The organism is Kribbella sp. NPDC020701 (assembly GCF_055562215.1).
Genome location: NZ_JBVHFT010000023.1, coordinates 20152 through 32681, shown reverse-complemented (window position 1 = coordinate 32681; position 12530 = coordinate 20152). Strand labels below are relative to the sequence as shown.

Sequence of the window (12530 nt, the reverse complement as noted above, 5' to 3'; positions counted from 1 at the left end):
CGAACCGACAGCCTCGGCGCTGGAGTGCATTGCTCTGGGTTGCGCCAGGGTTCGGCATGTACGCCGTGTTCGTGCTGTTCCCGATGCTGCAGTCCGTTCAGTACTCGTTCTACGACTGGGACGGCATCGGCCGCGCGACACCGGCCGGGCTGGACAACTGGAAGGCGATCTTCACCCGACCGGAGCTGTTGGCCTCCGTGGAGCACGCCTTCATCCTCATCATCTTCTACACGGTCCTACCGGTCGGGCTCGGGCTCGTCGCGGCCTCGTTCATCCGCGAACTCCGGCCGGGAGCGTTCAGTACGACGGCGCGGGTGGTGCTGTTCATCCCACAGGTACTGCCGTTGGTCGCGGCCGGGATCGCCTGGACCTGGATGTACTCCTCGAACGGCTTGGTCAACCAGGTCCTGCGCGCGGTCGGCCTCGATCGGCACACGCGGGCGTGGCTCGGTGACTTCACGTCCGCCTTGCCCGCGGTGGGTGTCATCGGGGTCTGGGTCATGCTCGGCTTCTGCACGGTGCTGCTGCTCGCGGGGATCGGCAAGATCGACCCGGCGCTGTACGAGGCGGCCAAGCTGGACGGCGCCGGGTGGATCAGCGAGTTCTTCGCCGTGACGCTGCCCGGGCTGCGGCGGGAGCTCGTCGTGTGTACGACGTTCACGATGATCGCGGCGCTGGCGAGCTTCGACGTCATCCAGATCTCGACGCAGGGCGGCCCCGGCTACCAGACGATGGTGCCCGGCGTACAGATCTACCGGCTGACGTTCCTGCAGCAGCACGTCGGCCAGGCCTCGGCGCTGGCGGTGTTCCTCGCCGCGCTCGTACTGGTGGTCATCTGGCCGATCCAGCGGCTCGGGAGGGAGCGATGACCCAGCGAGTCACCCGCACCGGCATCCTGCTCGCACTGATGCTGTTCGCGATCGTGCCGTTGCTGAGCATGTTCACCACGGCACTCGCGGCGCCGGGCAGCACGCCCCAGGGGCTCAGCTGGCCGAGCGATCCGCACTGGCACAACTTCGTGGACGCGTGGAGTGCGGCGAACTTCCTCGCCCTGTTCCGCTCGAGCACGCTCATCGTGCTGGGTGTCGTCCCGGCCACGGTCGCCATGGCCACGGCCGCGGGCTACGCGCTCGCCCAGCTGAACGTGCCCTTCGGCAAGGCGATCTACGGTCTGCTGCTCGTCGGGCTGACCCTGCCGTTCGAGGCACTGATCACCCCGCTGTACTACGACCTCCGGAGCATGGGACTGCTCGGGACGCGGCTGGCGATCGTCCTGCCACTCATCGGACTGCTGATGCCCTTCGGGGTCTTCTGGATGCGCGCACACTTCCTCGGTGCGGAGCCGGCGCTCACCGAAGCCGCGAAGGTCGACGGTGCGACCTCCTGGCAGACGTTCCGCCGCATCCATCTTCCACTCGCCACCTCGGCGTGGTCCGCGTTGTCGGTGCTCTTCTTCCTCGCCAGCTGGAATCAGTACCTGCTGCCGCTGGTGCTCGTCGACGACCCGACGAAGCGCACCGTGGCCGGCGGGCTGGGCGCCTTCCAGGGCCAGTACGGCACCGACATCGTGCTGCTGTGCGCCGGATCGCTGCTGATCATCCTGCCCTCGCTGGTGATCTTCCTGATCTTCCAGCGCAACTTCGTCAAAGCCCTGATGCAAGGAGCCGTGAAGTGAACCACCCTCGCCACAGCGTCCTCGTCGCCCCGGCAACCTCGAAGCTCGAGGAGATCGAGGTCCGCGCGCCCGGACCTGGCGAGCTGCTGGTCCAGGTGATCGCGAACGGCCTGTGCGCCAGTGAGCTGCCGGCGTGGTCGAGCGGTCCGGCCGAGGGTGCCCCGAGAACGCTCGGACACGAGCCCGTCGGCCGCGTCGTCGACGTGGGAGACGGTGTCGACGCCCCAGCTATCGGCGACCTCGTCACCGGTCGCTGGACCTCGTCGTTCGCCGAGCTGATGGTCGTACCGGCCGAGTACGCCGTCGTCGTACCGCCTGGGCTCAGCGACGCGGCCGGGATCGGTGAGCCACTTGGTTGCATCGTCGAGGCATTGCGCCGGGCGCGGATCGACACCGGCGATCGCGTTGCCGTGGTCGGAGCTGGGTTCATGGGGCTGTGCCTCATCCAGCTACTGGCGACGAACCCGATCGGGGAGCTTGTCGCGATCGACGTACGGGAAGACGCCAAGCGAGCCGCGTTGCTGTACGGCGCTTCGGCCGCATTCAGCCCCGGCGACGTGGCCCAGCTGACCGACGCGTTCGACGTGGTCTTCGAGGATGGTTTTGTCAAAGCGCTCATTGTGATGACTCTCGACGGAGGTGTGGTGGTCACGTAGTCTGCGGAAGGCGGCTAGGAGAGTCTCATGAATCAAGGCTTGCTGAACTCGTTGACGGATGCTGAGCGCATGCTGGTGGCTGAGACCGAGCGGGATGTGCTGAAGGGTCTGGATGAGGACGAGCTCCTGGATCTGCACCAGCGGATCCGGCGGGTTCGGACGAAGTACGTGAAGAACTATCGGCGCTCAGCGAGTGCCGCCGTCGCGCAGGCGGGTGGACGCGGGATGTCGTACGCCAAGAACCAGCGCGATCGCGACAAGGCGGAGCTGTTCGAGTCGGTGCTGGCGAGGGTGAGCCGGGAAGTTGCCGTGGCAGCCAATCGCGCGTCGATGCAACTGCGGAGCGAGCGGATCGAGGCGGCCAGGTCCGCGAAGGCCGGCGGTCCGGCGATGAGCACGGTCGCCAAGTCGACCGTGGAAGCGGCCGGCAGGCCGCGCGCGACCAAGACCACGGGTGGATTGAAGAAGGATGCATCCACCCAGGCCCAAGGCGCCCGCCGTCAGGCGAAGCGCGACGCTCGCTGAGCCTGAGAACGAGGGAAGCTCGCCCGAATCGGGGGATCACAGCCGGGACCGCGGCCAGGTTTGCTGGTGTCCCGTGTCAGCCGGGAGGTGCCGAAAGATGGACAGTGCGACCGCACGGCCGTTACGTCGAGGGCGTTTCGCCAAGGCGCTCGTGATCGGTGCTGCCCTGGTAGCGGTCGGCCTGGCGTACGGCGTACTGGTGCCGGACGGCGCGGCGGGTGCTGACGGGGCGCAGTCCCAGCAGATCGAGGAAGGCCGGAAGCTGTTCGCGGTCGGCTGCTCGAGTTGTCACGGCCTGCACGCCGAAGGTGGGACCAACGGCGACGGCGCGGTGACAGGACCATCGCTCATCGGTGTCGGCGCGGCCGCGGTCGATTTCCAAGTCAGCACGGGACGGATGCCGGCGGCACAGACCGGTGCCCAGATCCCGCAGAAGGCCCCTGCGTACACGGAGGAGGAGATCGCAGCGCTGGCGGCGTACATCGGCTCGCTCGCTCCGGGACCCGCGGTGCCCGCGTCGGAGTCGTACGACATCAGCAAGGTGACGCAGGAGGAGATCGTCCGGGGTGGCGAACTGTTCCGGACGAACTGCACGGCGTGTCACAACTTCGCCGGGCGGGGTGGAGCGCTCCCGAACGGCCGCTACGCGCCATCGCTGATGGAGACCACGCCGAGGAACATGTATCAGGCGATGCTCACCGGTCCACAACAGATGCCCGTCTTCTCCGACGATGTGCTGCTCCCCGAGGACAAGCGCGCCATCATCGCCTACATCGTTGCACTGCAGAACGAGAAGGACCCGGGAGGTTTCGGTCTCGGGCGGCTCGGACCCGTCTCCGAAGGCCTGTGGGGATGGCTGCTCGGGATCGGTCTCCTGGTCGTGGTGGCGGTCTGGATCGGGGCGAAAGTACCCCGGATCCACGGCCGGCGAATTAAGACAAAAGGCGACTGAAAACAAACGCCTGTGAGGTCGGCCAGTTTCGCCACGTAAACACCACTCCGCGTTTCTACTCCCGCAATCGGTGCGCACCGGTTAGTCTCGTTTCTCGAGGACGCAAAAAGCCGGACAACTCACCGAAAAAGGGCACGCCCACCCAGAGGAGGGCGACGCGTGTGACGAGCCCGGGTTCTGGAGGAAGGGCGCGCGAGGAGTTCCAGCATCCGGCTGCCGCGAAGATCCCGCGGCCGCCACTCACGCTGGTGACTCGCGAGCGGCTGCATTCTGCCCTCGACCTCGGCATTCGGTCGTCGCTGACCATGCTGATCGCCCCGGCCGGTACCGGCAAGACGGTGCTGCTGTCGGACTGGGTCGCGCGCCGGCAGAAGTCCGGCGAGCCGGTGATCTGGGTGTCCGGACAGACGCCCGGCGCGCTGGGCGGCGTCCTCGCGCAGGTGATCGGCGCCGATGCCCCGGATCCGATCGTGGTCGATGACGCGCACCTGCTGCCGAAGTCAGCTGTCGCCGAGATGTCGGACGTCCTGCAGGAGTCACCCCACTCGGTCCGGCTGCTGCTCGCCAGCCGGTACGACCTCCCGCTGCCGGTGCCGGAGCTCGAGCTCCGGGGGATGGCGCTGACCTTGCGTTCGCGGGATCTGCGATTCAACGATGCCGAGGCGACCGCGCTCGTCCAGGCGCACGCCCGGAACGCGACCACCGACGACATCCAGCTGTTCCAGGAGAAGACCGCTGGCTGGGCTGCCGCGCTGGTTCTCGCCGCCCGGACGCTCGCCGCGTCCGGTGACGCCGTGTGGGCCCTGGTCAATCAACGGCCGGTGCTCGATCTCCTGCTCGGCGAATCATTGAGCACTCTCGACGAGCGGGTCCAGGCGATGCTGCTGAGCACCTTCGGAACCACCACGTTGACCGAACACCTCGCAACGGTGCTGAGCGGGGACGCCGAGGCCGGTCCGATGCTTGCGGATCTCGCGGGCAGCGGACTCCTGGTGACGGCGTACGCCGACGATCCGGCCGGCGAGCCGCTCTACCGATACCACCCGCTGCTCCTGGAGTTGCTCCGGCGCCGCGTCGCGGTCAGCCCCGCGGACAGGCAGCTGGCCGTCGCCGGGCGGCATCGATCTGCCCTCTACTTCGAGAACCGTGGTGACGGCTGCTCAGCACTGCGCAGCGCACTCGAGGCCGACGACGCGGCGCTGGTCGCCCGGATCCTGCTCGGTCACGGGCCGGGAATACTGGCTGCCGGTGAGTCCGGTCTGGTCGAGGCCGCCTTCGAAGCGCTGCCGGCCGGTTATGTCGACGAGCAGTCCCGACTGATCGGTGTCCGCGGCCTGCTGCGGCGAGTGAACGGGGACGTGGCCGGGGCGGTCCTGGACGCGGCGCGGGCCGACGGCCTGGCCGCGGGGACGGATTCGGGTACGCCGGACGACGACGCGCTGGCCGCGGACGCCGTACTGCTGCGCCTGTGGGAATCGCGCTACGGCTGGCACGACGTCCACGCGGCGATCGGGCGGGCGAGAGACCTGCTGGCCCTGGCTCCGACCGACGGTGACGGCCGGCCCCGCGCCGTCCTGGGGCCTGAGCGACTGGCCTGGCTGCTGATCGAGCTCGCGGCCGCGGAGACCTGGGCCGACGAGTTGGACGCGGCCGTCAGCCATCTGGACGAGGCACTCGTGACCGCGCGGATGGTGGGCCATCATCGGCTGATCGCAGGTGGTCTCGCCCACCGGGCGGTCGTGGAGTGTGTGCGCGGCCAGATCCGGAACGCGGCCCGTTCGGCACAGGCGGCGATCGACGCGGGCGGAGAACAAGGACTACCCGAGGAGTACGCCGTACGCGCGCAGGTCGTCCTGGGACTCGCGGCACTCAGTGAGCTCGATCTGGACACCGCATGGCACTGCCACGAGGTCGTCGCGGCCACCGACGTGGCCGGGGCGGACACGGTGGTCGTGGCGTTGCGTGCGATGTTGCGAGCGGTGCTCCTGGTCGAGCGAGGGCGCCTGGGCGAGGCGCTGACCGAGCTCACCACCGACCCGGCGTCGGCCGGTCCCTTGCCGTCGTTCCTGTCCCGGGACCTGGCGCTCGTACGGTCCTGGCTGGCGACCCTGGTCGGAGACAAGGCAGCCATCGAGACACAGGTGACCGTGCTCGAGCGGACCGGGAACCCCGCCGAGGCCGAGCTGGTCCGGGCGCTGGCCACGATCGTCCAGGGGGACATCCCGATGACGCTCAAGCTGATCGACGATGTGGTCGACCGGCCCGGCCTCTATCCGCCGCTGGCCTCGATGGCCGCGTCGTTCCGAGCCGTCCTGCTGGGCCGAGCCGGTGACGAGCCGGCCGCCGAAGCCGCGCTGGTGGACACCCTGAACCGGGTCACGCCGCAACGCATGCTGCATGCGCTCACTCCGGCCGGCGACGAGCCTGCCTTCCTCGACCGGTTGCGCAAGCACGTCACCGGCCCGAACCCGCATCCGTTCGCCGCGGTGGCGCTCGAGAAGTTGTCGAGCTACCAGCCGGGGTGGAGCCAGGCCGGCGGGATGACTTTGCTGGCCCGGACCCGGCTCGACGTCCACGCCCCGCCGCCGCGTCGTCTCGACGCGATGATCAACAATGCCCGGATCCGGTTGACGGCCCGCGAGGCGGATGTGCTCGACCAGCTCGCGCTCGGCAGTTCGTACACCGAGATCGCCCAGGCGCTGTTCATCACCGAGAACACCGTCAAGACGCACCTGATCTCGCTCTACCGCAAGCTGGGCGTCGAGAAGCGATCCGCGGCGCTGCGAGTCGCTCGTTCTGTCGGCCTGTTGTAGTTCATCCCCCGTACCGGGTGATCCAGCGTGGCCGCCGTACGCCGATGGCTGCCCGTCGCGCGGGGCCGGGGAATTCACCCTAATCGGAGGAGGCCGGGGAGGGGCCCGGTTGATGGGATGAGACGTCCCCGGGGCAACCGCGACGCGGCTGCCCCGCGGCACGGACAGGCCCTGGCGGCCGCGCTCCGACCGGAGGAGGTTTCGTGAACACGACCCCAGACGATTTCGATCCGATTCCTTCGACCAGATTCCGGGCCAGGGTCGGTGTCGCTTCACTGAAGCAGGCCGAGGATGAGGCGGACGCCCTCGCCGTACCGGTCGCGGCCGACGGGGACCCACCCGACGAGCTCGGGACCGACCGGGCGGGTCTGGCGTCCGCCGGCTTCAAGGGAGACCGCGGCCAGACGCTGGTCCAACCCCGCTCCGACGGTCCGGTGCGGGTCGCGGTCGGCATCGGTGCCCCCGGCGAGTTCGACGTCGCACTCGTGCGGGATCTGGCCGCGGAGTTCGCCCGTGCGGTGCCGTGGCACAAGCGCCTCGCGATCGAGGTTCCGGCCCGCGACGTCGGCGTGTCCGTCGCCGACTTCGCCTAGGCGGTGACCGAAGGCGTGCTGCTGGCTCGCTGGCCAGCTGATCGCGATGGGGTGCGGCGGAATCCTCGGCGTCAACCGGGGATGTGTGGAGCCGCCCCGGATGATCCGGCTGCGCTACGAGCCTGCCGACCCGACGGGACGGATCGCCCTGATCGGCAAGGGCGTCATGTAGGACTCCGGCGGCATCAGCCTCAAGCCGAGCGACGAGTCGCACGCGCAGATGAAGAACGACATGACCGGGGCCGCGGCCGTCCTCGCATCGATGACAGCCCTGCGCGACTTGGGCTGTACGACAGCTGTCACCGGCTACATGATGTGCACCGACAACATGCCATCGGGGTCGGCCATGAAGCTGGGTGACGTGTTGAGGATGCGCAACGGTACGACGGTCGAAGTGCTGAACACCGATGCGGAAGGGCGTCTCGTCATGGCCGACGGATTGGCGATGGCCGCTGAAGAGCCGGTCGACGCGATCGTCGACATCGCGACGCTGACCGGCGCCTGCTTGCGGACGTTCGGTGTCGAGATCGCCGGTGTGATGGGCAACAACTCTGCTGTGGTGGAGCAACTGAAGCGCGCGGGCGACGTCGCCGACGAACCGGTCTGGGAGCTCCCGCTGCACAAGTCCTACCGATCGCAGCTCGACTCGTCGATCGCCGACCTGACCAACATGGGCGGTGTCAACGCGGGTTCGATCACCGCCGCGCTCTTCCTCGAGCGGCCGAGGGGACCGGGACGTCGGTCAAGCCGGTCCTGATGCTCATCGCCGTCGCCGGCGCGGCGGCGCTGCTGACTCCCATCTCCACACCCGCGAACATGATGATCATGAGCCCGGCGGGCTACCGCTTCGGGGACTACTGGAAGCTCGGCCTCGTGGTGATGGCGTGGTGGTTGCTGACGGCACTGGTCATCATCCCGCTCGTCTGGCACTTCTGAGATGTCGATCGCCGACAGATACATTTCGACCGGCGGTCTGCCTGAGGTGGCAGCCGTCGCCGAGCTGGTTCGGACGGCGTACGAGCGCTTCCGTGGCATCCGCGATGGTGCGGTGTCGGACGTGTACCCCGCCTTGACCCGAGTCGATCCGGACTCCTTCGGGATCTGCGTCGAGGCGATCGACGGCCGCCGGTTCGAGGCGGGGGAGTCCCGCCGGCCGTTCAGCATCATGAGCGTCGCCAAGCCGTTCGTGTTCGCGCTGACCTGTCAGGCGGTCGGTGTCGATGCGATCCGCTCCCTGGTGGGGGTGAATGCGACCGGGCTGGCTTTCAACTCGGTGCAGGCGGTCGAGCAGTCCCAGGCGGGACGGACGAACCCGATGGTGAACGCCGGTGCGATCGCGACGACCAGCCTCACGCCTGGCGGCTCGGTGGACGAGCGTTGGCGGTTCATCGTCGATGGTCTGTCTCGATTCGCGGGACGCGAGCTCCGGCTGGACGCCGACGTACTCGCGTCGGCCTTGGCCACGAACCACCGCAACCGCGCCCTCGCCGCGCTGCTCAAGAGTGTCGGCGGCCTGGTCGGTGATCCCGATGAGGCGACCGAGCTCTACACCAGGCAGAGCTGTCTGAGCGTCGCGGCGACCGACCTGGCGGTGATGGGCGCGACGCTGGCGGACGGCGGGATCTGCCCGCTGACGCAGGAACGGGTCATCGATCCGGACGTCGCCCGGGTGACGCTGGCGGTGATGACGATCGCCGGCCTGTACGAGACCTCCGGTGACTGGTTGCTCGACGTCGGCGTTCCGGGCAAGAGCGGGATCGGTGGCGGCATCGTGACGGTCTCACCCGGAAAGGGTGCGTTGGCAACCTTCGGGCCGCGGCTGGATCAGGCCGGCAACAGCGTCAACGGCCGGCTGGCCACACAGTTTCTCGCCCGCCGGCTCGGGCTCGACCTGCTCGCCTCGCAGCCGGTACCGCCCGCGTGACCTACGGGGCGCCCAAGGTAAGGGTGGTGGTGGCCGGGGCCGCCGTACCGGGCCGCAGGTAGGTCAGTTCGATGGTGTCTCCGACCTTGCGGGTCAGGGTCGCGACCACGATCTGCTCACTGCTGACGGCCGGTGCGTTGTCGACCTTGGTGATGATGTCGCCTGCCTTCAGCCCGGCCTTCTCACCCGGTCCACCGGCGTCGACCGCGAGTACGAAGAGTCCGGTCGGGGTGCCCGCTGCCTCGGCGACCGAAGGCGGTATCTCCTGCACCTGCAGGCCGGTGGTCGGATGTCCAGGCTCGCCGGTTCGGATGAGCTCGTCGGAGATCGGTTTCGCCAGGTCGATCGGGATCGCGAAGCCGAGACCGACGCTTCCGCCGCCGCTGACACCGGCTTCGTTCGGCACCGTGGCGATCGCCGCGTTGACGCCGACCAGTTGTCCCGCGCAGTTGACCAGAGCGCCTCCGCTGTTGCCGGGGTTGATGGCCGCATCGGTCTGGATGGCACCGATCAGATGGTGGGTCACGCCGTCGCCCGGCACCGGCACATACCGATCCAGTGCGCTGACGATGCCCGACGTCACCGTACTGGCGAGTCCGAGCGGAGCGCCGAGGGCGACGACCGGCTGACCGACCTGTACGGACGCCGACGATCCGAAGCCGATCACGGGAAAGCCCTTCGCGCTGTCGGCGGCTTTCAGCACCGCCAGATCGGTACTCGGATCACGGCCGACGATGACCGCGTCGGAGCGATGACCGTCGCTGTACAGGACGGACACGGTGCCGCCACCCGCGGCGACCGAGATGACGTGGTCGTTGGTGAGGATGTAGCCACCGTCTTTGATGATCTGCCCCGACCCGGTGCCGGCGGCGGCGCCCCGGCTCGCCGCGATCGTGACGATCGACGGCAGGACCTGGTTCGCCACCGGGATCGCGGGGCACATCGCCGTACCCGGGTCCGCGTTGCCGGCCGCGTCGACCGTGCTGTCGTCGCGTTGCGCGATGACGAAGATCAGCGCGGTGATGAGCGCGCCGACGACGAGGCCGGCCGCGATCGCGAGGGCCAGCGGGCGTCCAGGGACGAAGCGCCGCCAGCCGGTCGGTGGGGTAGCTGCCGGCTCCGGCACTTCGCCGTCGGCCTGGACCATCTCGGCCTCCTCTGGTCCGCTCAGGAGTCGGAACGCACCGATGGCAGGTCGTGCTCGACGCTCCCGTCGCCATCCCGAGAATAGGTTCGGCCCGCGTCCGGCAGGTCACCCGATCCAGGTGATTCCGGTAGTGCCACGGCGCGGTCGAAGTACAGGTACACGAGGGCCGTCGAGGCGACCGGCATCGCCAGGGCGAAGAGGATCGACGACGTGACGTTGACCAGCGTGGCCGGCAGATCTGTGCCGAGCAGCAGGGCGATCCCGGCGATCGGGCCTGCCGCCAGGCCGAGTCCGATGATGATCGCGAGTGGCCCGGCGGTGCGCCACCACCGGCCCCTGACCAGCATCTTGCTGCGGCTGAGCGCCGTACTCCCGGAGCAGTGTTCCGCCATGACGGCCGGTACGGCGAACGCCCGGCTGACCGCGTAGTAGACGGCGACCGGGATCGTCGCGACGACCAGCGTGAGTACGGCGATCACGACGAAGTACACCCCGGCCGCACGGCTCAGCGGCCGCCGGCTCGACACCACCTCGCGCAACGCGGCACCGGTTGACGGCGGCACCCCTCGGTCCAGCTGGTCGAGCATGGCCGTGACGGCGGCCAGGAGGGCGACGTACGTCGCAATGGTCAGGAGCGTGACAGCGATGGCGACCAGCGAGGCCCAGAGACCGGTCGCGTTCTCGGTCGGGGCACCGAGGTCGGTCGGAGCATCACGTCTGGCCACTTGAAGCTTGGCCAGCACAACCGTCACCAGGCTCAGGATGACGAAAACCGCGGCGAAGCCTCCGAAGAGCCAGGGGCGCTGCCGGAACAACCGCAGCGCGGAGACGACTGCCTGACCCCACGCCCGTCGCTGCCGGGCCGGCAGCGGATCCGCAGGGCTCCAGCGCGTACGGCTGGCCGCGAACCAAATCAGCGCCACGAGCGCGGCGAGCAGCAGGCCGAGCAGCCAGGTCCGGTCGAGCGTCTCGCGGACCAGGTTGGATCCGGTCGCGACGGCCGTACAGAAGACACCGGTGCTGCTCGGACCGAGCAAGGTGCCGGCCGGCACGGTACTGCTGTCGTCGCGCCAGGTCGCCTCCGCGTCCTGGATGGGCGTGGTCCACGAGTCCTTCATGTTCGGCCCGGTCGGCCCGTCGAAGAAGGACCGCTGCCGTTCGCCCCACCGCCCCTCGAAGGCCAGCCATGGGTACTGCTGGACGTAGTCCGCGCGGGCCATCGGCACATAGGCGACGCGAGGTCTGAGCTCGGATGCCGGATTGGTCGTGTCGTCACAACCCAGTCCTTCCGAACCGCGGCCGAGGTACAGGCGCTGGCCGTACTTGTTGGCGTGCGAGCCCGCGGCCGGGTAGACGACCGGATGAGTGCCGTCGACGATCTGGAGCTTGGCGTCGCCCCACCGTGCTCGCTCGGCTCCACCATGCTGGCTGAACCCGACGGCGGCCGGGCTCATGGTCAGCGCAGCCGCCGGTGTGGCCGTCTTGAAGACGAGCTGGATCGATTCCCAGTCGCCTTCGTGGGTGTTGTTGTAGTCGTTGAAGACGTAGAAGAACCAGTACTCCAAGGAGATCTGATCGGGGAACTCGGGGTCACGGACGACATGGGCGTAGACGGTCGCCGGGTGCGTCGCGTTGATGAGCGCCGACCACTCGGCATAGTCGCAGCCGGGGCGCAGGGGGTCGCCGGGAAAGTCCAGGAAGTGGCCGGGGAAACCGTGACCGAGGTCCGCGCCTTCCGGTTGCGGCTTGACGAGGTCGGGCGGTCGCCACGGCCCACGGAGCGCGACCTGCTGATCACCCAGGACGGCTTCGACGTCGGTGGGCTGAAACTGCTCGCCGTCCTCGCACCTCGCGGAAGCCTTCTGCAGTTTGACGACGGGGGAGTAACGCTCGGCCAGCGTTTGCGCGGCGGGATCCTCGGGCGAACCCGCGGCGGCGGCCGGCTCCGGCAGGCAGAGGACCGTCACCGTGGCCAGAGCGGACATGACCAGTGGCAGAGCTCTCATGGCAGCAGCATGGGCTTGCCGACCTGATCCCGACACCCTCCGGCTCGACCCCATTGTTGCCGCGTGGGTCACCCGATCCGGGTGATCCCTTGTGCGCTGCGTCGGACTGGCTAGCCGGCCGGCGGGGCCGGACAAGCCACAGCGCAGGCTTCGGGATCTTCCGCCGTGCAGCGCTGTGGATCGGTACCACCGGTTGGGGCGCGGGCGGCTCGGCCACGTCTCCCAGCCTGCTGATCGGA

General features: G+C 68.8%; 11 protein-coding genes and 1 pseudogene. 10 read left to right on the top strand and 2 right to left on the bottom strand.

Annotated features, from left to right (window positions below):
* Positions 1–56 precede the first annotated feature (56 nt).
* The 10 genes and pseudogenes from ACZ3HV_RS38760 (at position 57) to glsA (ending at position 9138) form a co-directional block, all read left to right on the top strand.
* Entirely contained in the window at positions 57–869 is an 813-nt protein-coding gene (locus ACZ3HV_RS38760; RefSeq protein WP_465692115.1) for a carbohydrate ABC transporter permease, read from the top strand.
* Positions 866–1675, top strand: coding sequence for a carbohydrate ABC transporter permease (locus ACZ3HV_RS38755; RefSeq protein WP_360374076.1), 810 nt, complete (start codon positions 866–868; stop codon positions 1673–1675). Before ACZ3HV_RS38760 ends, ACZ3HV_RS38755 begins: the two co-directional genes overlap by 4 nt.
* Positions 1672–2331, top strand: coding sequence for an alcohol dehydrogenase catalytic domain-containing protein (locus ACZ3HV_RS38750; RefSeq protein ID WP_465692113.1), 660 nt, complete (start codon positions 1672–1674; stop codon positions 2329–2331). Before ACZ3HV_RS38755 ends, ACZ3HV_RS38750 begins: the two co-directional genes overlap by 4 nt.
* Before the next feature lie 27 nt (positions 2332–2358).
* Positions 2359–2856 carry a hypothetical protein gene (locus ACZ3HV_RS38745; RefSeq protein ID WP_465692111.1) on the top strand — a complete coding sequence of 166 codons (498 nt, stop codon included), beginning with the start codon at positions 2359–2361 and terminating at the stop codon, positions 2854–2856.
* Positions 2857–2953: 97 nt separating this feature from the next.
* Entirely contained in the window at positions 2954–3808 is an 855-nt protein-coding gene (gene qcrC / locus ACZ3HV_RS38740) for a cytochrome bc1 complex diheme cytochrome c subunit (protein ID WP_465692109.1), read from the top strand.
* Between the two features lie 161 nt (positions 3809–3969).
* Positions 3970–6621, top strand: coding sequence for a LuxR C-terminal-related transcriptional regulator (locus ACZ3HV_RS38735; RefSeq protein ID WP_465692107.1), 2652 nt, complete (start codon positions 3970–3972; stop codon positions 6619–6621).
* A 203-nt stretch (positions 6622–6824) separates the two neighbouring features.
* Positions 6825–7214, top strand: a complete 390-nt coding sequence (locus ACZ3HV_RS38730; protein ID WP_465692105.1) for a hypothetical protein — start codon at positions 6825–6827, stop codon at positions 7212–7214.
* Positions 7215–7260: 46 nt separating this feature from the next.
* A pseudogene (locus tag ACZ3HV_RS38725) lies at positions 7261–7971 on the top strand (leucyl aminopeptidase family protein).
* Complete coding sequence (locus ACZ3HV_RS38720; protein WP_465692103.1) at positions 7971–8150, top strand: hypothetical protein; 180 nt, start codon at positions 7971–7973, stop codon at positions 8148–8150. The pseudogene ACZ3HV_RS38725 and the gene ACZ3HV_RS38720 overlap by 1 nt, the downstream one beginning before the upstream one ends.
* Position 8151: 1 nt before the next feature.
* Positions 8152–9138 (top strand): glutaminase A, encoded by a 987-nt coding sequence (gene glsA, locus ACZ3HV_RS38715; RefSeq protein ID WP_465692101.1) that lies wholly within the window; start codon positions 8152–8154, stop codon positions 9136–9138.
* A 1-nt stretch (position 9139) separates the two neighbouring features.
* Here glsA and ACZ3HV_RS38710 read toward each other — a convergent pair whose 3' ends face one another.
* Both ACZ3HV_RS38710 and ACZ3HV_RS38705 read right to left on the bottom strand, forming a co-directional pair.
* The gene (locus tag ACZ3HV_RS38710; RefSeq protein ID WP_465692099.1) at positions 9140–10285 is read right to left on the bottom strand and encodes a S1C family serine protease; all 1146 of its coding nucleotides are present in this window, start codon (positions 10283–10285) and stop codon (positions 9140–9142) included.
* A gap of 20 nt (positions 10286–10305) precedes the next feature.
* The gene (locus tag ACZ3HV_RS38705; protein WP_465692097.1) at positions 10306–12291 is read right to left on the bottom strand and encodes a hypothetical protein; all 1986 of its coding nucleotides are present in this window, start codon (positions 12289–12291) and stop codon (positions 10306–10308) included.
* Positions 12292–12530: the final 239 nt, after the last annotated feature.